The sequence below is a fragment of the Mycobacterium sp. 663a-19 genome (genome assembly GCF_035616495.1).
GTDB lineage: Bacteria > Actinomycetota > Actinomycetes > Mycobacteriales > Mycobacteriaceae > Mycobacterium.
In genome coordinates this window covers 23629-48623 of sequence record NZ_JAPJAV010000018.1, presented here as the reverse complement: position 1 = coordinate 48623, position 24995 = coordinate 23629, and the positions used below count along the sequence as shown (strand labels likewise).

Below are 24995 nucleotides of genomic sequence, written 5' to 3'. Positions count from 1 at the left end.
AGTGACGGAGATGGCGCCGGCCCCCATCCAGCACACCACCGCGGAGAAGCTGGCCGAGCTGCACGCTCGCCTCGAACTCGCCAAGGAGCCCGGCGGCGAGAAGGCCGTCGCCAAGCGCGACAAGAAGGGCATCCCGAGCGCCCGCGCCCGCGTGCACGCGCTGCTGGATCCCGGCACGTTCCTGGAGGTCGGGGCGCTGGCCAAGACCCCGAACGACCCGAACGCGCTCTACGGCGACGGGTGCGTCACCGGGCACGGCATGATCGACGGCCGCCCGGTCGGGGTGTTCTCCCACGACCAGACCGTGTTCCAGGGCACCGTCGGTGAGATGTTCGGCCGCAAGGTGGCCCGGTTGATGGAGTGGTGCGCGATGGTGGGGTGCCCGATCATCGGCATCAACGACTCCGGCGGCGCCCGCATCCAGGACGCGGTCACCTCGCTGGCCTGGTACGCCGAGCTCGGCCGCCGCCACGAGGCGCTGTCCGGGCTGGTGCCGCAGATCTCCCTGATCTTCGGCAAATGCGCTGGGGGAGCGGTGTATTCGCCGATCCAGGACGACCTGCTGGTCTCGGTGCGCGACCAGGGCTACTTCTTCGTCACCGGGCCCGACGTGATCCAGGAGGTGACCGGCGAAGAGGTCACCCTCGACGAGCTGGGCGGCTCCGACGCGCAGGCCCGCTACGGCAACATCCACCAGGTGGTGGACTCCGAGGCCGAGGCGTTCCAGTACGTGCGCGACTTCCTGTCCTTCCTGCCGTCCAACTGCTTCGACAAGCCCCCGATCGTCAACCCCGGGCTGGAGCCGGAGATCACGCCGACCGATCTGGAGCTCGACTCGATCGTGCCGGACTCCGACAACATGGCCTACGACATGCACGAGATCTTGCTGCGCATCTTCGACGACGGCGACTTCCTCGACGTCGCCGCGCAGCACGGCCCGGCCATCATCACCGGATACGCGCGCGTCGACGGGCGTCCCGTCGGGGTGATCGCCAACCAGCCCATGCACCTGTCCGGGTCGATCGACAACGAGGCCTCCGACAAGGCGGCGCGGTTCATCCGGTTCTGCGACGCGTTCAACATCCCGCTGGTCTTCGTGGTGGACACGCCCGGGTTCCTGCCGGGTGCCGAGGAGGAGAAGCGGGGCATCATCAAGCGCGGCGGGCGGTTCCTCTACTCCGTCGTGGAGGCCGACGTGCCGAAGGTGACCATCACCGTGCGCAAGTCCTACGGCGGCGCGTACGCGGTGATGGGCTCGAGGCAGCTGACCGCCGACTTCAACTTCGCGTGGCCGACCGCGCGCATCGCGGTGATCGGCGCCGAGGGCGCCGCGCAGCTCCTGATGAAGCGGTTCCCCGACCCGACCACGCCCGAGGCGCAGAAGATCAAGAAGGACTTCATCGACGGCTACAACCTGAACATGGCGATCCCGTGGACCGCCGCCGAGCGGGGCTTCATCGACGCGGTCATCGACCCGCACCAGACCCGGCTGCTGCTCCGCAGGTCGCTGCACCTGCTGCGGGACAAGCAGCTGTGGTTCCGCACGGCACGCAAGCACGGCCTGATCCCGGTCTAGAGCTCCAGCGCCCCCGCCACGAGCTCGTCGAAGCGCTCCAGCGCCTCGTCGGAGTCGGCGTCGATGCCGCGCAGCGGCCCGCGGTCGGCCAGGTATCGCTGCGCATACAGCCGGGCGACCAGTGCCTTGCGCTCACCGCCGCGCGCCTCGCGCTCCCAGGCGGCCTGCTCGGTGAGCAACGCCGCGGCGTACACGTCGCCCATGAACTGCGCCAGCGGGAAGAGCCGGGCCTCGGCCAGGGCTTGTTGGGAGCCGTCGAGCTTGGCCCACGCCGTGATCGCGGCGTCGAGGCCGTCGATGCGGCGCGCCACCAGGGCGGTGGTGTCGTCGTCGGTGTCGGACACCGACACCGCGTCGCGCAGGCGCGCCAGCAGCGCCTCGTGCGCCCGCGCCTGCACGATGCCGCGCCGCACGTCGAGGCACAGGATGTTGTCGGGCCCCTCCCAGATGGTGTTCACCTGCGCGTCGCGCAAAAGCCTTGCCACCGGCCAGTTTTCGATGTAGCCGTTGCCGCCGTGGATCTCGATGGCGTCCGATGCCGCGGTGATGCCCAGCCGGCACGCCTTGAGCTTGGTGACGGGCACGGCGATGCGCTGGCGCACGCCGCGGGGCTGGCGATGGTTGGTGGCGCCGGTGCCGTCGAAAACCATCGCCTGCGCGGCCTCGACGTCGACGATCAGCTCGGCGAGCTTGCGCCGCATCAGCGGCTTGTCGATCAGCGCGTCGCCGAACGCGCGCCGCTGCCGGGCGTAGCACAGCGACTCGACCAGCGCGCGCCGCGCGTTGCCGAGCCCGAACAGCGCGATGCCCAGGCGCGCGGCGTTGGTGAGCTCCATCATGCGGCCCAGCCCCCTGCCGTCCGACGGTCCCGCCTCGCCGGTGGGCTCGCCGGACAACAGGAACGCCTCGGCGTCGGCGAACTCGACCTCGCCCGAGGCCACCGAGCGGGTGCCGAGCTTGTCCTTGAGCCGCCGGATCCGCACCCCGTTGCGCGAACCGTCCCGCCGGGTGCGCAGCACCAGGAAGTTGGCGACGCCGCGGGTCGAGTCGGGGGCGCCCTCGGGCTTGGCCAGCACGACGAACGCCTCGCCGGCGCAGTTGGACGCAAACCACTTGAACCCGTTGAGCAGCCACGCGTCCCCGTGGCGCGTCGCGGTGGTCTCCAGCGCTCCCAGGTCGGAGCCGCCGGTGCGTTCGGTGAGCAGCTGCGCCGTCTCGCCGGCCCACTCGCCGGAGGCGAACTTGGCCAGCACGTGCTCGCGCACGTCGGGCGGCGCGTACGCGGCGACCAGCGACTGGACCATGCCGCCCCCGGTTCCCAGCGCGCAGCCCATCCCGATGTCGGCCTGGTTCAGTAGATAGTTGGACGCGAACATCGCCAGCGACGAGTTCACCTGGGCCGCACGCGCTTCCGCGCGCAGCGCCTGCTGGGCGTCCAGCACCGCCCGCTTGGACTGCGTGAAGGATTCCGGCATGACGACCCGGCTGACGTCGTGGCCCCACCGGTCGTAGCGCTCGAGCCGGGGCGGGTTGCGGTCGGTCTCGTCGGCCCAGCGCGCCACCGGGCCGCCCATCAGCTCACCCATGCGCGTCAGGTGGCGTTCGGCCAGCGCCAGCTCTTCGGGCTGCAGGTAGTAGGCCATGATGAACCGCAGGCTGGGGTCGGTGAGGTACCAATTGAGGCCCACCGCCCCGCGGTAGTTCTCCGTCCGGTAGCGCCGCGCCTTCTCCTCGGTGGAGAACGGCAGCCGGTCGACCGGCTCCGCGTCGTAGTCGCTCATCCCGGCCTCCTTCAGCGCCGCGCGCCGGCCGGGCCGATGAACCCGGCGAGCGCGTCGCCCACCGCGGTGGCGCCAAAAGCGGTGGGGTGCAAGGCAACCGCCGGGCTTTGCGCCCCGTATCCGGCGACGTACCGGTCGGCCGGCGCGGCGCAGATGTCGTGGCCCTGCCACATCGGCCGGGTGTCGAAGTAGTCGATCCCCTTGTCGGCGGCCAGTAACCGTTGCCGGTCGTCGAGCTCGTTGATCTTGGACTGCAGATAGTCGGAGTCGTGCGGCAGCACCGGCTGCCCGGGGAAGCAGCCGCCGGGCCGGATCAACGTCCCGTACCCCACGAAAACGATCCGGGCATTCGGCGCCTCGGCGCGGACCTGGTCGATCAGCATGCTCCACCCGCGCACGTGCCCGTCGATCGCCGCCGAGATCCGGTCGACGGAGCCGACGACGAAGTCCTCGGTGCACGGCGCCGGGTTGGGCGACTTGACCTCGCAGCCCTCCGCGTCGGCGGCCAGCCCCACGTCGTTGGCCCCGACGGTGATCGTGACCAGGTCGGTGCTCGCCCGGACCGCGTCGATCTGGCGCCCGACCGTCCCGTTCTTCGTCTGCTGTTCGCGATCGGTGATGTCCTCGGTGGTCGCGCCGCTACAGGTGACGTCGGTGAACGTGCTCGCCATCAGCCGCCGGGCGAGCACCGCGGGGTAGTCGTTGGTCGACTTGCGGCATCCGGCGGGCGGCGCGGGGTCCGGCACGCCGGGCGCGGCGGCCATGGAGTCGCCCAGCGCGACGTAGTTCAGCCGGCCGGGCGGCGGGCTCGCGGTGGGCGGTCCGGCGCAGGCGACCGCTGCGGCACCGACCAGCGATGCGAGACACAGGCGCGTCGAAACCATGTCCCCCAGTGTTTCATCCCGCGGCGGCCCGCCGTGTCACCGCCGCGGCGCGCGGCCTATACGGGTACGACGTACTCGGAGGTGTAGAACTCGGCCGGGTTCTGCGAGTGCGGGTCGCCGCGCTCGATGATCACCCAGACGCCGGTCGTGCCCGGGCGAATGGTGTCCTGAACGGTCACCGTCCCGTTGCCGGCCCCGTCGGTGTCCATTCCGGTAAAGGCGGTCCCGGGATCCCCGGGCCCACACGTGGCCGACGACGGAAGCGGTTCCTGGATCAGGCCGACGTCGAAATGCATGCCCGGCTGATTGGGGTCATACAGATGCACTTCCGCGATCGCCTTCGACCCGGCCTTGTGGATCACGACGGTGCCGCTGCCGAGCCTGGGGCGCTGCACCGGGGGCCCGGTGGTCACCAGGCTGAAATCGCAGCGCCGGAGATCGCTGGCCAGGCCGACCGTGCCGCCCTCCGCGGCGGCCTTGACCATTTCGAATGTCGCCGCCGGGGAGATCACCACAGTCAGCGTTGCTGCGCAGGCACCCAAACGGGTCAGTGTGTGCATCGGGCCACCTTTTCGGCGTTGTGTTAGTTCCCTCGCAAGGGAAATAAGTATTGACCCGGGGTGGCCGAAATCAAACCCGAAGCGGTGAATTACCGAGACGTAAATTAATGGTCGCTATTCGACCGGCGCCAAATTGTGCAATGCGCGACTCACGGTTTGATTCGGATCTCGCCGGGCGACCACCAGCCACTGCGGGTCGCGGTGCCCAGGTCCAGTTGCGCGGGCTGGGCGTCTGAAATGGTGTCGAACTTGCGCAGCGAACCCCAGTCGCGGCCCCAGTCGCGCGACAGGTAGGTCGACATCACGTGGGCGCGCAGCAGCAGGTCGGTGATGCCCAGCAGCCCGCCGTTGGTGCCGTCCTCCCAGGTGTCGGTGTCCATCTTCTTGGCCGTGTAGTCCGGGGTGATCCGGAACTTCGGGATCTCGGTGACGCCGTTGGCGTGCAGCATCGGCCGCTGGCAGGGGAAGGCCAGCCCCACCGCCCAGTCCAGCAGCACCGGCTGCGACGAGCCGACGTACTCCTGCAGGGAGCGCAGCTCGGGCACCCGCGGCGGGGTCACCGCGATCCAGTCCTCGGGCGTCAGCGACAGGTCCTCGGCCACCACCCGGACCGCGACGGCGCCGGCGGGCATCTGGGACCGCGCGAAGCGCAGGTTGCGCCACGCCTTCGGCTGCTCGCCGTAGAGGTCGTAGGGCACCAGCCGCCCCGCGGGCACCACCTCGCCACCGGGGCCGGGCATGCCGTACTCCAGCACCAGCGTCTGCCCGGTGGTGTGCCCGTGCAGCACGCTGTTGCCGGCGATCTTGCCCGCGGCGGTCACCACGACCAGCGGATGCCCGTCGTCGGGCTTAGGCAGCTGGTACCACGCCGACGTCAGCCTGCTCTGCTGTTGCGGACCGGCGGTGTAGCTGCCGGCCAGCGGAACCCGGCCGGGGTCGAGCCCGTACGGCAGCGGCACCGTCGAGCCGTTGACGCCCGGCGCGGTCAGCTTGGTCGGCGCGTCCCAGTCGTAGTCCGTGCCGGGCTGGTTGGGCGTCATCCGAATCGCCTCGGCGACAGTGTGTTCCGGCACCCCGTTGGAGCCGAACCCGACCGGGTTGAGCCCGCCCAGCGGCCCCAGCGGGCCGTAATCGCCGGGGAGGGCCGGCATGAAGCCGGCGTTGCTGTCCGGCTCGACGAGCACGTCGTCGGCCAGCCCGCAGCCCCCGGCGAACTCGCGCAGGTTGGCCCAGCCGTTGGAGTAGGTGGGGTACTGGCGCACGATCCCGGCCACCATCGACGCGACGAACACCACCGCCATGAATCCGGCCGCGATCGGGATCGGCGCGGTCGTCACCGCCCGCGCCAGCCGGCCCTCGCCGTGGCTCCTGGCGGCGAAGTGCAGCCAGGCCGCGTACAGTGCGGCGACGGCGAACAGGGCGAAAAAGACTGCGCTTACGCTGATTCCGGCGATCTTCGGCATGGTGCTGTTGAACGGCACGCCGTAGCTGGAGACGTACCACCACCCGTTGGTTGTGGCGAAGCACAGCGCCATCAGGAACAGCAGCGCCGCCAGGAACGCCATCCGGTTGCGCGACCAGCGCAGCACCGACGGCGACACCAGCACGGTGGTCAGCGCGGCCATCGCCGCGCCCACCGCGGCGAACAACCCGAAGTGGTGCACCCACTTGGTCGGGGTGAACATCAGGAAGAACATCGTGGCGAAGATGACACCCATCAGCCGCCACGCCGGCCCGCGGGCCACACCCGGAATTCGCTTGCGCCGCAACATGATGAACACCGCGGTGAACAGGCTCAGCGCGGTGATCAAGAACCCGAACCGCCGCGACAGCGAACCGTCGACCGTCGGCAGGATGAGGTAGTAGTAGCGCAGGTTCTCGGTGTACCAGGCCTGGCTCGGCCCGATCGCGGTGCGAATCCTGGTGGCCTCCAACACCGTTGACAGGGTCTGGTCGGCGAACACCACGGTGAGGATGACGAACCCGGCGGCCAGCATCGGGGCCACCAGCGGCCAGGTGCCCACCACGCGGTGGCGGTGCACCAGGATGCGCAGGATCGGACGGCCCCCGGCCACCAGCGCGGCCACCGCGATCAGCCCGGTGGGCTGCACCCCCAGGGTGAACGCGGCCGTCACCACCGCCAGCGCCGCGGGCGTCAGCCGGGACGCGCACATCGACCGCTCGATCAGCACCCAGGTGAGCAGCGACCCGAGCGCGATGATCGGCTCCGGGCGCAGGCCGTTGTTGAACGGCATCCACGCGGTCAGCAGCACCAGGCCCGCCGCCCAGTTCGCGGCCTTGCTGGACGTCACCGCCGGCCCCAGCCGGGGCAGCACCTCACGCGACAGCAGCAGCCAGCACACCAGGCCGGCGATCAGGTCCGGCAACCGCATCCACAGGCTGGCGTCGCTGACGTGGGTCATCAGTGCCAGCAGGTTGTAGTACCAGCCGAACGGGTCCTCCGGGCTGCCGAACCAGCGGAAGTAGTTGGACATGTAGCCGGCGTGGTCGGCGACCCGGGCCATGCCCAGGATGTAGCCGTCGTCCGACGAGTTCGCCCCGATCAGATGCCACAGCAGGAACCCGAATATCACCGTGGCGTCGACCAGGGTGAACTTGCGCCAGCGGGTCGGGATCCAGCGCTGCATCCGCCGGCCGTCCAGCTGGTCCAGCCGCCACAGGGCGACGAGCGCGACGATCGTCGACACGATCGCGGCCACCATCGCAACCAGCTTCAGGGTCGTCGGCGTGGTTGAGAAGCGCGTGTCGATGGTCGCCGACAGCCGCCCCCCGGGCGGGGCGGGGCCGGTCAGATCCGTGAACACCCCGACGATCTGGGGGCGCAGGTTGGGATCGGGGAACCCGCCGCCCACCGGCTTGCCCGCGGGATCGGTCAACCCGACGAACGTCGCGAAGGTGCCGGCGCGGGTGGAGGTGACCTCGATGCGCTGACACTGGGGCGACGTGGCCTGGTCCCGGGACACGCTGGCGATCACCACGTTTCGGTCGGTGACGTCGACGCGCTTGCCGTTGACGACGACGAACAACGCGTTGAGCGCGGCGTCCTTGCCCTTTTTCGGCGCGGTGCTCAGCACCACCCCGCCCTCGGGCGGCAGGCCGCGCACCATCGAGCACGGCGCGGTGACCGTCACGTCGACCGGGTTCAGCGAAATCAGCGGCGCCGTAACGCTGTTCAGCTGCCCGTTCTGCGGCCAGTTCAGCGTCGCGGTGGTCTGCACGACGGGCAGCAGCGGCGTCGCGACCGACAGCACGAAGCCGAGCAACCCGGCGATCGTCGCCACCCAGCGCGTCACCCGCACGTCGCGGTTCACGGCAGCGCCCTAATCGGTCCCTGCCGACTCCACCCGGGCACCGTGATCACGCCCTGGTCGATGACGGCGTCCGGCGCCTGCTCGGTCGGCACCAGCGGGTAGTACTGCTCGACCGATCCCCAATCCCGGTACCAGTCACCGCGCAGGTAGGTCGAGATCGTCGACGTGCGCAGCATCGCCTGCAGGAACAGGAACGGGCCGCCGGCCTCGCTGGACTGCCACAGGTTCGACGAGACCGCCGTCTGCTTGCGCTCGGGCAGGATGCGGTAGCGCGGAAGTTCCGCAACGCCAAGGTGTTCGGCGAAGGGCCGCTGGCACGGGAAGTTGGCGGCGGTGGCGATGTCCAGCATCACGGGCGTGTTCGACCCGATCAGCTGCTGCAGGGTTTCCAGCACCGGGACCCGCGGCGGCGTGAACGCGAACCACTGCTCGGAGCTCAGGTTCGGGTCGTAGGCGACGATGCGCGCCACGTTGGCCTCCGGCGGCGCCCACGCCAGCGGGAACCGCAGGTTGCGCCACGCCGGCTGCGGCCCGAAGTCGATCGGATACACCTCGCCGAGCGCCTGGGTGGTGCCGTCGGGACGGGCCACGCCCCACTGCAGTTTCAGCGACTGCCCGTAGGTGAAGGTGCCGTCCTCCTTGTACGACCAGATCGCGCCGGCGGCGGAGACCACCACCAGCGGCCGGTCGCCGGTGCGCGGCGGCAACTGGTACCACGCCGACGTCGCGGTGGCGGCCAGCGTGTTCTCGCCGTAGCTGCCCATCACCGGGGTGCGGGCCGGGTCCAGGCCGAACGGCAGCGCCGCGTGCGACCCGTTCACCCCGACCGGCCCCTTGCCGCCCGCTGTGCCCGCGGAGTCGCTGTAGGCGACGTTGGGCTTGTTGGGCGAGGCGTCGGAGTTGACCACCCCGGGCTTGCTCACCACCGGGTCGGACTGCAGGTCGTTGCCGACGCCCTCGGGCTTGAAGCCGACGGGGTTGGCGCCGCCGAGTGGGCCGTCGGGCCCGAACGACTGCCCCGGAACCGGTTGCAGCAGGCCGACATTGGGGTCGGGCTCGGCCAGCACGTCGTCGGCCATCGCGCAGCTGGTCGGCGAAAGGCCCGACGTGATCGCGGCCAGGTTGGCCTTGCCGGTGGTGTACAGCGGGTAGCGGACGGCGACGCCCTTGGCCAGCGAGGCGACCTCGCCGACGACCATGATCGTCGCGACCACCAGCAGCGGGGTGGAGGCCAGCACGCGGTTGCGCCGGCTGTCCTTGACCTCGGTGTGCCCGGCGTAGTCCATGCGGAAGTGGTACCAGGCGGCCAGCAGCCCGGTCAGGATCGACAGCGTCAGGAACATCGACGTCACCGGGTGGCTGGCGATCACCGGCTGGATGTCGAACCACGGCACCCCGTAGTTGCCGACGTAGAACCAGCCGTTGATGCCCGACGTCGCCCACGCCAGCACGAACAGCAGCGCGGTGACGTACAGCGTCAGGTTGCGCCGGCTGTGCAGGCCGATGCGGGTGAAGGTGAACGCGGCGAGCGCGCCCAGGGCGCCGGCCAGGCCCGCGAACGCGCCGAACTGCACGGCCCACTTGGTCGGCGTGAAGTGCAGCAGCAGCAGGCCCACCGCGGTGGTGCCGATCAGGCGCCACGCCGGGCCGCTGGCCAGCCCCGGCACCCCGCCGCGCCGCAGCAGCACCACCAGCCCGCCGAACATGCACAGCAGCATCACCAGCACGGCGAACCGACGTGACATCGACCCGTCGGGGTTGGACTCCACGGTGAGGAAGTAGTAGCGCAGGAAGTCCTGGTACCACGCGATCGTCGGGCCGACCTTGTACTTGATGCGGGCCGACTCGGCGACGGTGGCCAGCGTCTGGCTGCGGAACACCACCACGGTGATCAGCGACAGCGAGGCGGCCAGCACCAGCAGCGGCGCCAGCAGGCCGTCGGTCGCCCGGCGCCGGCGGATCGTTCGGGCGATGGCCCGGGCGCCGGTCAGCAGCGCGGCGACGGCGATCAATCCCTGCGGCGCCAGCGTCGCGGTCAGCATCGCGACGACGATCGCGACCGCGGCGGGGGCCAGCCGCCCCAGCGCGATGGCGCGCTCGACGAGCATCCAGGTGAGCAGCACGCCCAGTGCGATCAGCGGCTCGGGCCGCAGGCCGTTGTTGAACGGCAGCCACGCGGCCAGGAACACCACGCCCGCGGTGAACACCGCGACCCGGTTGGCCGCCAGGCCGCCCCGCGCGGGGCCCAGCCGTCGCAGCACCCAGTGCCCGATGATCAGCCAGCACGCGATCCCGGCGAGCGTGGCCGGGATGCGCATCCACACGCCGGCGGTGCTCACCGACGCGAATTTCGACAGCGCCGACAGATACCAGTCGAAGGGCGCGTCCGTCGTCCCGAAGTACCGGTAGTAGTTGGCGACGTAGCCGGCCTTCGGCGCGACGCGGGCGATGGTCAGGTTGTAGCCGTCGTCCGACGAGGTGGCCCCGATGACGTGCCACAGCGCCAGCGTCGCGATCACCCCGGCGTCGGTCAGCCAGGTGGCCCACCCGACGCGCCACCAGGTGGCCCAGTGCTCGTGCGGCCGGTACCGCGACAGCCAGGCGATCGGCGCCCGCCAGTTGACCAGCTTTCCGCCGCGGCTGCGGCGGTCCAGCACGGCCAGCGCCACGATGGCGGCCAGCACCGCGAGCGCGCCGACGACCATCACCGCCTCCTTCAGGGCGGTCGGCGCGGTGATGAAGCGGGTGTCGATGTCGACGCGGGCCGACAGCCCGGGCTGCGGCGGCACCTTCAGGTCCGTGAAGATCCCGCCGACCTGCGGCTTCTTCTCGGACGGCAGCAGGCCCGTCGCGCCGGGAATGCCGACGAAGTCCGCGCCGGTGACGCCGGCGTCCGCCCAGATGTGCAGCACGCTGCAGCCGCCGGCGGCGACCGCCGAGCGCTGCGCCACCGCGGCCACCGTGTCCCGGAACGCCACGACGATCGCGTTCTTGTCGGCGCGCACGAACAGCCCGTTCTTGCCGGCGTCCACGCCGCCGGCCGGCAGCGTGGAGAGCACCAAACCGCCGTCGGGCGGCAGCGTGGCGATCGCCGGGCAGGGGATGGAGATGTCGAGCGCGCGCGGCGCCCCGGACACCAGCGGCGCGGTGACCTGGCTGACGTGCCCGGCGGGGCCTTCAGTGTTGCCCTGCGGCCACAGCACGGTCGCCGTCGTCTGCTTGACCGGCAGCAACGGCACGATCCCGCACAGCAGCAGGCCCACCAAACCCGCGACGACGGCGACCAACCGCGGGGTCCGCTGCGATCGCTGGCTACCGTCGTGGGGCACGAGGCTCGATCGTAGGGGACGGCGCTGTGGACCCCCGCGACGGACGCGGCCAAGGGCGTGGGGTTATTCGCGGGGTTGTTCGGGCGGTTATTCGGGCAGCCGCCGCGCCAGCTTTGCGAGGCCGGGACCGTCGAGGTCGGCCAGCGCCGCGCGGCGGCCCGACATCGCCATGAGCAGGGCCTCGCCAGCGCCGGTCACCTCCGGTCCGCTGCCGTGCGCCCAGTCGACGTCGGTGGCGCGCAGGCGCAGCCCCCGGATCCGCCGCCCGGCGCCGAGCCGGGGGTTGCCGGGCACCAGGCCCAGAACCCGCACCAGCCGATCGGCCGGGACGGTGCGCGGCCGGCCCAGCGCGCGGCGGATGTCCTGGTGATGGATCGTGCCGTCGACGAGCGCGATCATCCCGCCGAAGCCGGCCGTCAGCCCGCGCGGCTGGAGGTGATCGCGGAGAAACTCCAGCAGCTGATCCGGGCTGCGCGCCGCGAACTCGTCGACGCCCACCTGATTGGCCCGCACGATCCAGCCCTTCGCGAAGCGCCTGAGCAGTCCCAGCGTCCCGAGCTCCTCATAGCTGATCACGTGCGCGACAACGTCTTTGACGCTCCATTCGGAGCAGAGGCTGGGCGCCGCCCAGTCCTGCGGGCTCAGGGTGGCCAGGAAGTCCGCGAGGTCGGACCGTTCCGCGCGGGCCATGCTCATCAGGGATTCGGCGGGGGCCTCGTTGGCGGTCATCGCCGCACCCCCGCGGCGAACAGGCCGGCGTAGCGACCCAGGTACAGCGGCCAGCCGGCGTCGCCGTCGACCCCGTCGGCGACCGACCGCCAGCCCGGGCCGTGCCGGTCGAGGTGGCGGTGTTCCAGGTCGACGCGGGTGCGCTCGCCGGCTTCCGCGGTGAAGCGCACCTCGACCTCGCTGGTCCTGGACTGGTCGGTTTCGAGCTGCCAGGTTGGGCCGATGTCCCAGCTGAACACCAGGCGGCGGGGCGGCTCGTAGACCAGCACCCGCGCCCATCGGCACACGCTGCCGTCGACGCCGCGGTCGTAGATGTGTCCGCCCACGTGGGGCTCGAAGGTCGTCTCGGCGATCGGGACGGAAAGCAGGTTGTGCTCGCGCGGCTTGAAGTCGCCGAACCGCTCGGTGAAGACGGCGAACGCGCGCTCGATCCCGGCGTCGACGATGACGTGATGGCGGATGCTCGGGGTTCGTGGCTGGGTCATGAGCGTCTCCCTTCTGGTCCCTCCCGGTTGAGCGTGGTCGCGTAGTTGGCCAGGGCCTGCGTCCAGAACCGGTCCAGGTCGGCGCGCATCGCCTCGAGGCCGGCCGGGTCGAGCTGGTAGACGCGCCGCGTTCCGGCCGCGCGGTCGCGCACCAGCCCGGCGCACTTGAGCACCTTGAGGTGCTGCGAGACGGCCGGCCGGCTGACCGGCAGCTCGCGGGCCAGTTCGCCGACCGCCGCGGGGCCGTGCGCGAGGCGCTCGACGATCGCCCGTCGCGTGCGATCCGCCAGGGCCAGCCATGCGTCGTCCCCGGATTGGTAAGTAACCACGAACCGTAAGTGTAGGCTTACCGATCAGCTGCGGCAAGACTTCGAGCCAACTCAGCAGACGAGAGCGAGGTCCTGGAGGGCGGCACGGGCTTGTAAGCCTTAGTATGTTTTATCTAAAACTAAAAAGATGCTATAAAGCTTGCAAATGGATCCTCACGTCAACCCATACACCCCCAATGCAGGCGCGACACCACCGCTGATCGTCGGGCGCGACGACCAACTGGATTCGTTCGACGTACTGCTGTCGAGGCTTGAGCGTGGCCGCACTGAGCAATCGATGATCATTACCGGGCTGCGCGGCGTGGGCAAAACAGTGCTACTGGGTCAGTTCCGAAAGAAGGCCGCTGCCCGCAAGTGGGCCACCCTCGATCTAGAGGTCAGCAAGCACGATAACGACGACTTCCGCCGACAGCTCGCGCGAGGGTTTCGATCCGCCCTGTTTGAAATGTCATCGAAGGCGCGTTGGGGCGATCGGGCGCGGCGGCTGGCGGCGGTGATCAAATCGTTCACCATCGCCATTGATCCGGACGGCAAGATAACCGCGGGTCTCGATACGGACGCCGCAGAAGGAGTCGCGGACTCCGGCGAGCTCGCAACCGACTTAACCGAACTCCTTGTAGCTGTGGGTGAGGCGGCTGCAGAGCACCATACAGGCGTGGTGCTGCTTCTCGACGAGATTCAGTTCCTGCGTCGCGATCAGCTGGAAGCGGTGGTCGCCGCCATACATAAGACCGTTCAACGAGAACTTCCGATCACCATGGTCGGTGCTGGTCTACCCCAAATTGCTGAACTTGCTGGCGAGGCAAAATCTTACGCCGAGCGCCTTTTCAAGTTTCCTGACATCGGTGTTCTTTCCGAGGCTGATGCACATGCGGCACTCTATGAGCCGGCTATGGCGGAAGGCGTCACCTTCGAACCTGATGCACTGCAACTTGCGAATGAGGTGACGGGGCGATACCCGTATTTCATACAGGAACTTGGCTATGCCGTATGGCCTTTGGCATCCGACAATCGAATCACCCGGGCGGACGTGCAACACGCCCAGCCTGTCTACGAAGAGAAGCTAGACAGCAGCTTTTTTCGGGTGCGACTGGATCGCGCCACCGAACTAGAACAGGCCTATCTCAGGGCAATGGCTGAACTTGGTCCGGACCCGCAACCCGCCATCGCTGTCGCCCGCCTCTTGAAGCGGACTTCAGAGCAGTGCGGCCCGACTCGCGCCGGGCTGATTGAGAAGGGCCTTCTGTATACGCCGAGTCATGGCTATGCCGCATTTACTGTCCCTCACTTCGACCAGTTCATGCGGCGGTCTGTACCAACATTGTCGGTGCCTCCTGTGAGACAACGGCGCAGGAGACGCAAAGGCTGACCGATTAGCTTGCTCGATCTGCCTGCTGTCGCGTGCACGATATCCGGCCACCAAGCTGACATCCAACATCCCGCTCCCTAGCTGTGACGTGCGCTGGGTTAACCCCGGCGCAGCGGCGCCGGGCTCCACAGGCCGCTGCGCGTGGCCGTCCCCAGTTGCAGGCGGGCGGGCTGGGCATTGGGGTAGTAGGGCGTCAGCCGCTGTAGACTGCCCCAGTCTCGCGGCCAGTCGTCTTTGAGGTAACTGGCCACCGTGGTCGCCTTCACCAGCAACTCGGTGACGCCCAGCGGGCCGCCGCCGTTGTTGTCCATGACGGGCGAGTTGGCTTCGGCGCCGAACCGGTCCGGCAGGATCCGCCACTTCGGGGTTTCGTCGACGCCGTTTTGATGGCCGAACGGCCGCTGGCACGGGAACGCCAGGCCCACCAGCCAGTCCAGGAAGACCGGGTCGGCCGAGCCCACCACCTGCTGCAGCGTGCGGAGCCGCGGAATCCGCGGCGGCGTGACGGCGATCCAGTGCTGCGGCGCCAGGTCCTCGTCATCGACGGCCAGCCGAATCTGGGTGGCGCCCTGCGGAATCCACGACATCGGCAGCCGCAGGTTGCGCCAGGCCGGTGACGCCCCGACGTCGAAGAATTGGAACGACCCGCCCGGGTGTCCGCTCGCCGCCCCGGCGTCGGTGGCCCACTGCAGCTGCACCTCGCGCGGGTCGAAGCGGCCCGCCGCCGACACCACCAGCAGCGGCCCCGGCAGGTCCCGCGGGTCGGGCAGCCGGTACCACGCCGAGCGCAGCCGGGCGGGCACCTGGATGCCGGACTGCCAGCTGCCCAGCACCGGGGTGCGGGCCGGATCCAGGTTGTACGGCAGCTGGGCGCGGGAGCCGTTGATGCCCGGAGCGGCGCTGGTGCCGCCCTCGGTGCCGGCCTGGTTGCTGGTGCCCTTCTCTTCGTCGGTGACGAAGCTGCGGTCGCCGGGACGTTCCATCACCGGGTCGGCGCGGACGTCGGCGGGAATTCCGTTGGGCGTGAACGCTTCCGACAGGCCGGCCCCCAGGGCGTCGGCCACCGGGGCCGTCACCGGCGGCAGCATCCCGGCGTTGGGATCCGGCTCCACCAGGACGTCCTCGGCCAGCCCGCAGGACGTGCCGGTCAGCGCCTCGAGGTTGGACCGGCCCACCGACCACGCCGGATACTGCTCGGTCATCGCCAGGGTCAGCGACGCCACCTCGAAGATCACCAGCGCCCACGCCGCAATCGCCAACGGGGACTGGACGATTGCGGCCACCCGGGTTTCGGGAGGCCGTTGGGAGCCCGCCGAGTCCGGGGCGATGAAGTGGAACCAGGCCGCCAGCAGCAGCACCAGCACCGTCAGCCCGAGCAGCGCGGTGGCAAACGCGTAATGCCATTGTGGGAACGAATTCGACCATGGCACACCGAAATTGGACACGTACCACCAGCCGTTGACGCTGGCGAACGACAACGCCGCCAGGAACAGCACCACGGCGGCGAACACGGTGCGGTTGCGCCGCGAACGCATCGCGGCGGACGTCACCGCGACCGCGGCCAGCGCACCCAGCGACCCGGCCAGCCCGGCGAACACCCCGAAGTGGTGTGTCCACTTGGTGGGGGTGAACATGATCGCCACGAACGAGATGATGGTGATGCCGACGATGCGGCGGCTCGGTCCGGCCGCGGTGCCCGGAATCCGCCCCTTGCGCAACGACATTGCCACTGTGATGCCGAGCGCGAGGACCAGCGCCAGCACCGCGAAGCGGCGGGCGACCGACCCGTCGGGGCTGGCCATGAACAGCCGCTCGTAGCGGATGTGCTCGTCGAACCAGCTCAGGCTGGGCCCCAGCGCCCGCTTGAGCGCGGTGGCCTGCATCTCGCCGGCCAGGGTCTGATCGCGGAAGATCAGGATCGCGGTGACGGTGACCGCGGCCGCGATGGGCGCCAGCAGCGGCAGCGCCCCGAACCGCTTGGAGCGGCGGTGCACGATCGTGCGTAACGGCCCGATCGCCACCAGCAGGGCGCCGATGGACGCGATGCCGGTCGGCCCGGAGAACAGCGTCAGCGCGCCGATGATGCACGCGATCGCCACCGGCAGCAGCCGGTTGGTGGCCACCGCCCGTTCCACCGAGCACCAGGTGAGCAGGATTCCCAGGGCGATGATCGGCTCGGGCCGCAGGCCGTTGTCGAGCGGCAGCCACGTCGCCAGGAACATGCCCGCCGCGGTCCACGCCGCGGCCCGGCTGCGCTTGACGGCGTGGCCCAGGCGGGGGATGACCTCGCGGCTGATCACCCACCAGCACGTCAGCGCCATGGCCAGGGTCGGCAGCCGCATCCAGACGCTGGTGGTGCTGATGTGGGCCCACAGCGCCAGCAGGTCGTAGTACCAGCCGAACGGCGCCTCCGGGGTGCCCAGCCACCGGTAGTAGTTGGCCATGTACCCGGCGTGCTCGGACACCCGGGCCATGGTCAGGATGTAGCCGTCGTCGGAGGTGTTGGCGCCGACGAAATGCCACCACGTCAGCACGGCGATGACCAGGGCGTCCAGGCCGCCGATCGACCACCAGCGCGGCGGCAGGAAGCGCCGGTGTCGGGTGCCGTCCGCGCTGTCCAGGACGTACAGCGCGATCAGGGCGGCGACCGTCAGCGCCACCCCGAGGACCATCGCGGCCAGCTTCAGCGGCGTGGGGCTGCTGCTGTAGCGGGTGTCGACGGTCGCCGAGAAGCTCAGGCCCGGGGGCGTGGGCCCGGCCAGGTCGGTGAAGACGCCGACGATCTGCGGCCGGAAGTCGTACCCGCTCTTCTCACCGCGCAGCGGCGAGCCGGGATGCTCGGCGTTGGGCCCCTGCTTGAGCCCGACGAACTCCGCGGTCACCCGCTCGGCGTGCGCGGTGAAGGTCAGCCGCTGGCAGGCCGGGCTCAGCACCTGACTGAGCGGGGCGGTGACGACCGGGACGTTGCGCACCACGAGCACCAGCTCGTCGTTGGCGCGCTGGATGAGCAGCCCGCGGTCGACGGCCTTCGGGGCCTGCTTGGGAACCGTCGACAGCAGCACCGTCTTGCCGGTGTTCTGCGGTCCGGCCAGCCCGGCGGCGGCGGCGCAGGGCACGCTGACGTTCAGCTCGGTGGCCACATAGCCGATCAGCGGCGCGTCGACGCTCTCGAACGTGCCGTTCTGCGGCCAGTTCAGCTGGGCGGTGGTCTGGTTGACCGGCAGCACCGGGGTGGCGATGGCCAGCAGCGCCCCGAGCAGGCCGGCGACGACGGCAACGGCGCGAGCGATCCGGTGGTTCGCTCCCGTGTCGCTCACGGGGGTTGATCGTAGTTCTTCGGCCGAGGCGGGTGAGGTCTCGGTGGCCATCAGCCGCCCGTCGCCGGTCCGCGGATGGCCAGCACAAACGGGCCGATGGTCTGCACCACGAACCGCGGGTCGTCGAACAGGGCGGCCCGCAGGTCGACGGTGTAGCGGCGAACGTTGGGCTGGTTGGGGTAGACGTCCTGGGCCAGCCGCAGCGTGTAGTTGCCGTTCGCCCCGCGGCGCATGAGGAACACCGTCGGCGGCGGCCACGGCGAGGTGTCCAGGGCGTGGACGAAGTCGTCGGCGGTCTTGAGCGTGGACCACTTGTTGATCTGCGCGGCCCGCAGGTCGAACTGCGCCAGCGGGTTGGCGTAGTGCGACGTCAGCCCCTGAAAGCCCCAGTAGGGGTAGTAGGACAGGAAGCTGTAGTCGGCGGTCATCACCACGGTCTGGTCGCGCGGCCTGCCCGTGACGCGCAGGATCGCGGCGTCGATCTCGGCGTAGAACTTCTCCGAGCTGGGCGGCCGGCGGTCGCCGCGCTGGCCGTGGCCGTCGGTGTCGGTGTAGGCGATGGTCAGGTCGGGCCGCAGCACGTCGGGGATGTCCTGGCTGAAGGCGATCGCCGCGGCCAGCCCGATCGCGCCGGCCACCGGGACCACACCGCGGCTGCGCCCGGCCAGCCACCGCGCGCCCTCGACGAAGCCGAACGCCCCGGCCGCGACGAGCAGCACGGTCAGCGTCGGTTGCAGCCGGAACGACAGCAGCGTGGTGCGCACCAGCGTGGTCAGCATCGACAACAGCGACCACAGGTAGACGGCCAGCACGCCGATGGCCAGGGCCCCGGCCCGCACCGACGAGCGGGCGCGCACCACCAGCCACACGGTGCCCAGCATGCAGACGGTGCCCAGCAGCGAGAACTGCAGCATCGGGAAGGTCAGCTCCGCGCCGTCGGCGGGCAGGTAGTGCTGGGCGCTGCCGGAGTTGCTGACCGGGCTGCTCGCCGCCCGCAACGCGAACGGCAGCCAGGTCGTGGCCCCGATGGCCGCCGCGATGACGGCGATCAGCCCCAACCGGCGCAGCGGGTCGAGGGCGACCCCGAATCCCGCGCGCCGCCACCGCGACCCGGCCAGCAGCAGGGCCATCAGCGTCATCGTGAACGCGGTGAAGGCCAGCAGCAGCAGGTACCAGGTCGCCGTCCAGCCGAGGAACAGCCCGGCGCCGACCACCGCCGCCCAGCCCCCGCGCCGCTCGCCGGCGCGCAAGCCCGACCACGTCAGCACCAGCACCGGCGGCAGCAGCACCGTGATCATCGCGGCGTACGGCTCCGGCGAGCTGTAGGCCAGCGTCACCGCCGCGGTCGCGGCGGTGACGATCAGCGCGTACTCGAACCGGATCATCCGCCACCACAGCACCAGCGCGACCGCGACCGCGATGGTGATCGACGTGATGGCCCACGGCTTGTAGATCTCCCAGGCCGGCGTCCCCGTCAGGGCCGCCGCGCGCCCGCCGATCCAGAACCACCCCGGCGGGTAGAACGGCGGCAGCCCGACGTAGGTCATGTCGCGCAGCGCGGGGCTGTCGGCGAGCCGGGTCAGGTATTCGGTGCGGAACTGCTGGTCGACGGAGATGCCGAACAGGTAGAGCTTGGTCGCGCCCAGCGGCATGCCCAGCGTCACCACCGAGAACGCGGACACGAAGACCAGCCCGCCCAGCCGGGCCAGCAGCCGCGGGTAGCGGCCGCCGCGCCGCCACAGCCAGCCGACGGCGAGCAGCCCGGCCAGGCAGCCGACCTGCCCGACGGTCGTCAGCGCGTGCAGCTGGTTGGACGACGGGAAGGCGGGCCACTGGACGCCGGCGATCGCGATCAGAGACACCACCGCGACGGCGACGGCGACCACCGCCGCCACGACCACCTGGCCGAGGCCGGCCAGTGCATTGCGCATGGTCAGATTGGCAGCTTGCGGAAGACGCTCCGCGGGATGTGTCGCAACACCATCATCACGTACCGGAACGCTGCTGGCGCCCAAACCAATTCCTTACCTTTTGCGGCCGCGGTCACCGCGAGGTTGGCGACGTACTCCTTGTCGACGGTCAACGGGGCTTCCTTGATGTGCGCACTCATCCGGGTCCGCACCTGGCCGGGCCGGATCACCAGCACGCGAACCCCGTACTCGCGCAACGCCTCCGACAGCCCGAGGTAGAAGCCGTCCAGGCCCGCCTTGGTGGAGCCGTAGACGAAGTTGGACCGCCGCACCCGCTCGCCGGCCACGGTGCTCATCGCGATGATCTGGCCGAAGCCCTGGGCACGCATCTTCTCGCCCAGCAGCACACCCACCGAAACCGCTGCGGTGTAGTTGATTTCGGCGATCTGCACCGCCTTGCGCTGGTTTTGCCACAGCTCTTCGGCGTCCCCGAGCAAACCGAACGCGACGATGGCCACGTCGACGTCGCCGCCGGCGAACGCCTGCTCGATCATCTTCGGGTGGCTGTCGGTGTCGGTGGCCTCGAAGTCGATCAGCTCCACCGATCGCGCGCCAGCCGCCTTCATCTGCGCCACCGCGTCGTCGCGGCGCGGGTCGTCGGGCATCGCGGCCAGCACGATGCGCGCGTGCGCGTTCTGCAGGTAGCGCTCGCAGATGGCCAGCCCGATCTCGGACGTGCCGCCGAGCAGCAGGATGGTCTGCGGATTTCCCACCGCGTCTAAAACCATTGGCGCACCATCTACAGCAGCTCCAAACGTCGGGCCATGTCGGAGGCGAACACCCGCAACGGGTCGGCCTTGCGGCGCACCGCGATCCACTCGTCGATGCGCGGATACATGGCGTGGAAGGTGTCGGCGGTGGTGCGGGAGTCCTTGGCGGTGTACACCCGCCCGCCGAACTCGAGCACCCGGCGGTCGAGTTCGTTGAGGAACTCGTTGACCCCGGGCTTGTTGGGGAAGTCCATCGCGACGTTCCAGCCGGCCATTGGGAAACTCAACGGCGCGCGGTTGCCCGGGCCGAAGAGCTTGAACACGTTGAGCGCCGAGTAGTGGCCGCGGGTCTGGATCCAGCGGATGATTTCCTTGAACTCGTCCATCGCGTCCGGCGGGACCAGGAACTGGTGCTGCGCGAAACCCCTTGGGCCGTAAGCATTGTTCCAGCCACTGACCAGGTCGAGCATGTGGTAGAACTGCGACAGGTTCATGACCTTGCCGGTGTAGGTGCCGCCCAGCCGGTAGTAGACCTCGCCGATCGCCATGAACGACAGCTTGTTCATGGCGCTGACCGGAAACACGTCCGGCACCGACAACAGTTGCGGCGCATCGAATTTCAGCGGGTTCCTCGCGAGCTTTGCCGGCAGCTGATCCAGCGTTGCCAGGCTGCCCCGGCTGACCGCGGCCCGGCCGAGCTTCGGCGGCGGGCTGATCAGGTCGAACCAGGCGCTCGAGTAGGTGTATCTGCTTTCGCTGCCGTCGAGGTGGACGGCGACGGTCTCGTCGAGGTCCTTGGTGGCGACGCCGTCGGCGATGAAGTACGCCGTCTCCGTCGGCGTCATGGCGATGGTGGCGCGCAGCACGATGCCGGTCAGGCCGTTGCCCCCGATGGTGGCCCAGAACAGCTCGGTGTCCGAAGCGTCCGGGCCGTCGGGGGTGATCGTGCGGACGGTGCCGTCGGCCATGAGCAGGTCCATCGACCGCACGTGGTTGCCGAAGCTGCCCGCGCTGTGATGGTTCTTGCCGTGGATGTCGCAGGCGATGGCGCCGCCGACGGTCACCTGGCGGGTTCCCGGCAGCACCGGGACCCACAGCCCGAACGGCAGCGCCGCCTTCATCAGCTGGTCCAGGCTGACGCCGGCGTCGACGTCGACCAGCCGGGTGTCGGCGCTGATGGAGTGGATGGTGTTCAGCGCGGTCATGTCGATGACCAGGCCGCCGCCGTTCTGCGCGTTGTCGCCGTAGGAGCGGCCCAGCCCGCGCGCGATCACCCCCCGGCCGCCCGCGTCCGCGGCCCGCGCCACCGCCTTGGCGATCACCTCGGGATCGCGGGTCTGCAGCACCCGCGCCACCGACGGGGCGGTGCGGCCGAAGCCCGTCAGCCGGCGGGTGGTGGTGGGAAAGTCCGCGCTCAACATCGTCACAGAGGGTACCGCTTGGCCGGCGCGGCTCAGCGGATGCGGAAGATTACCGCCCGCTGGACGACGAAGTTGATCACCGTCGCGGTGCCCTGCGCGATCACGAACGCGACCGGTATCGCCCAGTCCCGGTAGTGCAGCAGGGCAAGGCACAGGTGGTTGAGCCCCACCTGCACGGCGAAGGTGATCCCGTAGAGAACCATGACCGCGGCGAACCGCGCCGTGCTCGGCGCCGCCTGGAACGTCCATCGGCGGTTGATCAGGTACGCGGTGATGGTGCCGACCACGAAGCTGGTGGCCTTGGACAGGTCGACCTGGAGGTGCGCGACCTTGTAGAGCACCAGGTAGAGGCTGAAGTCGACGATTCCCGCCAGCCCGCCGGTGACGACGAAACGCATCACCTGCGTCGTCAGACTCAGGTGTCGCGGCGCGGCTGCAGGCATGGGTGAGCTAGCGGGGCAGCTTCACCGCGATCAGCTCGACCTGGTTTTCCCCCTGCGGGGTCGAGTAGGTCACCGTGTCGCCCGGCTTGTGTCCCGCCAGGGCCTGGCCCAGCGGGCTGCGGGCGGTCAGCGTCTCGCCCTCACGGCCGGCGGGAGTCTCCTCGACGATGGAGATCACCTGCATCGTGACGACTTCGCCGTCGGGGAAGCGCAGGGTCACCTCGGTGCCGCCGGGCAGGGTCTCGGTCTCGCCGGGGTGCTGGGGCTGTGCGGGCCCGGTGCGCAGCCGCCGGTCCAGTTCGTTGATCCGGTCGGCCAGGACGACCAGCTCGTCGGCGCGCTGTATCGCCTCGGCCGCGTCCCCGTGATCGCCGACCATGCCGCGGTCGTTCTTGACCTCGACCTCCAGGCGATCGCGGCGCTGCCGCAGCCGGGCCAGCTCCGCGGCGAGGTTCTCCCGCGCGGCGTCGGCCACTGATTGGGCTTCCTTGCTCACGTCCGCCCGCCTTTCGCCCAGTCGTCCCGGGTGCCGTTTGCCGATCACACACGCGCCGTGAATCCGATTCGTGGCGTATCAGTGTTACACCACCAAGCGGCCGCCCGTCACCGGTATCAGGCAAGCGCTTTATCTAGTTGTACACGCGCATACCGTTTCGCGCCGTCACCGCGGGCCGTCACAGCGGTCCCGCGGTCAGCGTGACCACGTGGTTGCGGCTCTCACGCGCCTTGATCCGCGACACCCAGACCCGACCCGCGGTCGCCAGCCCGACGATCTGCTCGGCGGTGTCGAACACCCAGGCCGCCGAACCCTCCATCCCGGTGTTGTCCATGATGCGCAGGTCGATGACGCCCCGCTCGGCCAGCAGCTCGAACAGGTCGCGCTGCGGGTCGTCCGCGGCGATCAACGTGGTGTGGTCGAACTGGTGCCGCAGCGCCGCGTCGATCTCCCCGACGGTGCCCGAGCCCACCACCACGCCGGTGCCGGGTTCGGTTTCCGCGCAAGCGAATTCGACCTCGAACGTCCGCTCGTACCCGTGCAGGAAGAAGCGCTTCCCCTGGTTCGCCCACGACCGGCGACAGCAGGGGAGGTTGCCGAATGCCTTGCGCATGTGGACCCGTGCCGTGCGGCCGACCGGTGCGTCGGCACGAAGCATGATGGCGACGTGCTCGTTGTCGGTCAAGATGGTGCTGCTCATCGGGTTAGGGTCCGGTGCCGGCCTACTCGGATCCTCAAAGGATCCTTGACGGATTCTCAAGGGTGTACGCGTCAAAAGGGCGGCGGGTCGGGGTCCGATGGCGGGTGTTGTACGCCTTGGGCGGCAACGACGGCGGCCCGGCGGGCTTGACGGGTTCGGCGGTTGTGGTTGCGTTCGGTGGCGATGCGGTAGGCGCGGTCTTGGGCGCGGGTGCGGCGTCGTTTGGGCATCATCGCGGTGCGCTCGGCGCAGTAATCGACGGCCGGGTCGGCCTCGGCGGCGGCGAACCCGCCGACCGCGCGGCACAAACTCGGGAACAGCAGCGCGCTGCCCGGGGTGGTGACATAGGTGTGCCCGGTCGGTGCGGTCAGGATCAGCGTGCCGTCGGGCAGTTGCCGTTCGGCCCAGCCCAGGAACGTCTTCACCAAATGATGTGTGCGGCAATAACATTTGAGGTTGCTCGCGTGGGTGGGCCCGCCCTGGCTGTAGGGGATGGTGTGGTCGAGATCGCACCCGGCGGCCGGGGCATCACAACCGGGCCAGCGACACGTCAAATCCCGACACCGCACAAAATCAGCCAACGCGGTCGACGGCACATACCCCGGTTCCGGGGGCGCGTCGCCGGGATGGACCAGCGGCACCAGCTTCGCCGACTTGGCCAGTTCGGCGACCAGTTCCGGGGGGATCAGCCCATCGGCGTTGAGTTCGGAGCCCGGCGCGCCGCCGGTGCCGTCGAGGGTGGCCCGCTCGGCGATCACATGAATCGCCACCGCGCTGGCCGCCGGCCGCGCCCCGGCCGCACAATCCAGCGCGCCCGCACCGACAGCCCAGCCGGTCGGCGCCGGCGGCCAGCGCGCCCAGCGCATCGGCGCGGCGCTGGGCGCGGGTACGCCGATCGTGCTCACACACCGTGGCCGCCAACGCATCCAACCGCTGATCCAACGCGTGCGCGTCCGGGGCGAACAGGGTGCCGCTGATCTGCGAGAGCCCGTTTTGGACCCGATCACCAACCCAGACCTCGCGATCACGCTGGACCTCTCGGCGCCGGCGCACCGCATCGGCATCGGCGCGGGCCACGACCCGATCCACCTGGGCGGCCAGCCGACCCTGCGTCATCGACGGCCAACGCGCCACATTGGCCGCCAGGGTGGCATCGACCGCCGCGAGCACCGCCTCATCGGTGATCAAATCGGTGCGATACACCAGCGTCTGAAACATCCGATAGTCAATCTCGCCCGCCCGGAACACCTCGGCCACCATCGGGAGGCGCGCGCGCATGGCCAGCGCGTAACGCAGGTAGCTGCCCGCCAGGGCCAGGCTGACCCGAAACGCCGCGGCCACCTCGGCGCCCACCGCCGCCCAGGTATCCACCGCCCAATCGGCCGCCTCGCCGCGCTGGGCGCGGCGCAGCTCGAACAACTCGCCAATGGCATCCAACCGGTCCGCGGCCGACCGCGCCTCGCAACGCCACGACGCGCACATCCGGTCCACCAGCGCACGCGACCGCTCGGTCCGCGGGGGATCCCAGTGTTCGTGAAGCCGAGTATCGAACATGCGTTCGAAG

At 70.0% G+C, this 24995-nt stretch carries 17 protein-coding genes and 1 pseudogene; 2 read left to right on the top strand and 16 right to left on the bottom strand.

Going from position 1 to position 24995, the window contains the following annotated elements; translation table 11 throughout:
* The first annotated feature begins 10 nt into the window (after positions 1 to 10).
* On the top strand, positions 11 to 1576 hold the full coding sequence (locus OQ968_RS23635; RefSeq protein ID WP_324681981.1) for an acyl-CoA carboxylase subunit beta: 1566 nt from the start codon (positions 11 to 13) through the stop codon (positions 1574 to 1576).
* On the opposite strand, the gene OQ968_RS23630 is transcribed toward OQ968_RS23635, so the two are convergent.
* The 8 genes from OQ968_RS23630 to OQ968_RS23595 form a co-directional block, all read right to left on the bottom strand.
* A complete protein-coding gene (locus OQ968_RS23630) occupies positions 1573 to 3357 on the bottom strand; it encodes an acyl-CoA dehydrogenase family protein (protein WP_324681962.1) in 1785 nt (594 codons plus the stop codon). The two genes, OQ968_RS23635 and OQ968_RS23630, sit on opposite strands and share 4 nt — an antisense overlap.
* A gap of 11 nt (positions 3358 to 3368) precedes the next feature.
* Positions 3369 to 4241 carry an SGNH/GDSL hydrolase family protein gene (locus tag OQ968_RS23625; protein ID WP_324681960.1) on the bottom strand — a complete coding sequence of 291 codons (873 nt, stop codon included), beginning with the start codon at positions 4239 to 4241 and terminating at the stop codon, positions 3369 to 3371.
* Between the two features lie 56 nt (positions 4242 to 4297).
* A complete protein-coding gene (locus tag OQ968_RS23620; RefSeq protein ID WP_324681958.1) occupies positions 4298 to 4801 on the bottom strand; it encodes a hypothetical protein in 504 nt (167 codons plus the stop codon).
* A gap of 149 nt (positions 4802 to 4950) precedes the next feature.
* A complete protein-coding gene (embB, locus tag OQ968_RS23615) occupies positions 4951 to 8133 on the bottom strand; it encodes an arabinosyltransferase EmbB (protein ID WP_324681957.1) in 3183 nt (1060 codons plus the stop codon).
* Positions 8130 to 11462: an arabinosyltransferase domain-containing protein gene (locus OQ968_RS23610; RefSeq protein WP_324681956.1), complete on the bottom strand. Its 3333-nt coding sequence runs from the start codon at positions 11460 to 11462 to the stop codon at positions 8130 to 8132. Before OQ968_RS23610 ends, embB begins: the two co-directional genes overlap by 4 nt.
* 87 nt (positions 11463 to 11549) lie before the next feature.
* On the bottom strand, positions 11550 to 12191 hold the full coding sequence (locus OQ968_RS23605; RefSeq protein WP_324681955.1) for a maleylpyruvate isomerase family mycothiol-dependent enzyme: 642 nt from the start codon (positions 12189 to 12191) through the stop codon (positions 11550 to 11552).
* The gene (locus tag OQ968_RS23600; protein ID WP_324681954.1) at positions 12188 to 12676 is read right to left on the bottom strand and encodes an SRPBCC family protein; all 489 of its coding nucleotides are present in this window, start codon (positions 12674 to 12676) and stop codon (positions 12188 to 12190) included. Before OQ968_RS23600 ends, OQ968_RS23605 begins: the two co-directional genes overlap by 4 nt.
* Complete coding sequence (locus OQ968_RS23595) at positions 12673 to 13005, bottom strand: metalloregulator ArsR/SmtB family transcription factor (RefSeq protein ID WP_324681951.1); 333 nt, start codon at positions 13003 to 13005, stop codon at positions 12673 to 12675. Before OQ968_RS23595 ends, OQ968_RS23600 begins: the two co-directional genes overlap by 4 nt.
* Before the next feature lie 145 nt (positions 13006 to 13150).
* On the opposite strand from OQ968_RS23595, the gene OQ968_RS23590 reads away from it, so the two are divergent.
* The gene (locus OQ968_RS23590) at positions 13151 to 14374 is read left to right on the top strand and encodes an ATP-binding protein (protein ID WP_324681949.1); all 1224 of its coding nucleotides are present in this window, start codon (positions 13151 to 13153) and stop codon (positions 14372 to 14374) included.
* Between the two features lie 98 nt (positions 14375 to 14472).
* Here OQ968_RS23590 and OQ968_RS23585 read toward each other — a convergent pair whose 3' ends face one another.
* From OQ968_RS23585 to OQ968_RS23550, 8 genes and pseudogenes are all read right to left on the bottom strand, one after another.
* Entirely contained in the window at positions 14473 to 17742 is a 3270-nt protein-coding gene (locus OQ968_RS23585; RefSeq protein WP_324681948.1) for an arabinosyltransferase domain-containing protein, read from the bottom strand.
* Positions 17742 to 19622 (bottom strand): galactan 5-O-arabinofuranosyltransferase, encoded by a 1881-nt coding sequence (locus OQ968_RS23580; RefSeq protein ID WP_324681946.1) that lies wholly within the window; start codon positions 19620 to 19622, stop codon positions 17742 to 17744. Before OQ968_RS23580 ends, OQ968_RS23585 begins: the two co-directional genes overlap by 1 nt.
* 2 nt (positions 19623 to 19624) lie before the next feature.
* The gene (locus tag OQ968_RS23575; protein WP_324681944.1) at positions 19625 to 20389 is read right to left on the bottom strand and encodes a decaprenylphospho-beta-D-erythro-pentofuranosid-2-ulose 2-reductase; all 765 of its coding nucleotides are present in this window, start codon (positions 20387 to 20389) and stop codon (positions 19625 to 19627) included.
* An 11-nt stretch (positions 20390 to 20400) separates the two neighbouring features.
* Positions 20401 to 21792, bottom strand: coding sequence for an FAD-binding oxidoreductase (locus tag OQ968_RS23570; protein WP_324681942.1), 1392 nt, complete (start codon positions 21790 to 21792; stop codon positions 20401 to 20403).
* A 32-nt stretch (positions 21793 to 21824) separates the two neighbouring features.
* Positions 21825 to 22190, bottom strand: coding sequence for a GtrA family protein (locus OQ968_RS23565; protein ID WP_324681979.1), 366 nt, complete (start codon positions 22188 to 22190; stop codon positions 21825 to 21827).
* A gap of 52 nt (positions 22191 to 22242) precedes the next feature.
* Positions 22243 to 22731: a GreA/GreB family elongation factor gene (locus OQ968_RS23560; RefSeq protein ID WP_324681941.1), complete on the bottom strand. Its 489-nt coding sequence runs from the start codon at positions 22729 to 22731 to the stop codon at positions 22243 to 22245.
* A 178-nt stretch (positions 22732 to 22909) separates the two neighbouring features.
* Positions 22910 to 23431: a 6-carboxytetrahydropterin synthase gene (locus OQ968_RS23555; RefSeq protein ID WP_324681940.1), complete on the bottom strand. Its 522-nt coding sequence runs from the start codon at positions 23429 to 23431 to the stop codon at positions 22910 to 22912.
* A gap of 71 nt (positions 23432 to 23502) precedes the next feature.
* Positions 23503 to 24985 (bottom strand): annotated as a pseudogene (locus OQ968_RS23550) (HNH endonuclease signature motif containing protein).
* Between the last annotated feature and the right edge of the window lie 10 nt (positions 24986 to 24995).

Coding starts and splice junctions, on each gene's coding strand:
- OQ968_RS23635 (WP_324681981.1), top strand. CDS start 11: ATGGCGCCGGCCCCCATCCAGCACACCACCGCGGAGAAGCTGGCCGAG.
- OQ968_RS23630 (WP_324681962.1), bottom strand. CDS start 3,357: ATGAGCGACTACGACGCGGAGCCGGTCGACCGGCTGCCGTTCTCCACC.
- OQ968_RS23625 (WP_324681960.1), bottom strand. CDS start 4,241: ATGGTTTCGACGCGCCTGTGTCTCGCATCGCTGGTCGGTGCCGCAGCG.
- OQ968_RS23620 (WP_324681958.1), bottom strand. CDS start 4,801: ATGCACACACTGACCCGTTTGGGTGCCTGCGCAGCAACGCTGACTGTG.
- OQ968_RS23605 (WP_324681955.1), bottom strand. CDS start 12,191: ATGACCGCCAACGAGGCCCCCGCCGAATCCCTGATGAGCATGGCCCGC.
- OQ968_RS23600 (WP_324681954.1), bottom strand. CDS start 12,676: ATGACCCAGCCACGAACCCCGAGCATCCGCCATCACGTCATCGTCGAC.
- OQ968_RS23590 (WP_324681949.1), top strand. CDS start 13,151: ATGGATCCTCACGTCAACCCATACACCCCCAATGCAGGCGCGACACCA.
- OQ968_RS23585 (WP_324681948.1), bottom strand. CDS start 17,742: ATGGCCACCGAGACCTCACCCGCCTCGGCCGAAGAACTACGATCAACC.
- OQ968_RS23580 (WP_324681946.1), bottom strand. CDS start 19,622: ATGCGCAATGCACTGGCCGGCCTCGGCCAGGTGGTCGTGGCGGCGGTG.
- OQ968_RS23575 (WP_324681944.1), bottom strand. CDS start 20,389: ATGGTTTTAGACGCGGTGGGAAATCCGCAGACCATCCTGCTGCTCGGC.
- OQ968_RS23570 (WP_324681942.1), bottom strand. CDS start 21,792: ATGTTGAGCGCGGACTTTCCCACCACCACCCGCCGGCTGACGGGCTTC.
- OQ968_RS23565 (WP_324681979.1), bottom strand. CDS start 22,190: ATGCGTTTCGTCGTCACCGGCGGGCTGGCGGGAATCGTCGACTTCAGC.
- OQ968_RS23555 (WP_324681940.1), bottom strand. CDS start 23,431: ATGAGCAGCACCATCTTGACCGACAACGAGCACGTCGCCATCATGCTT.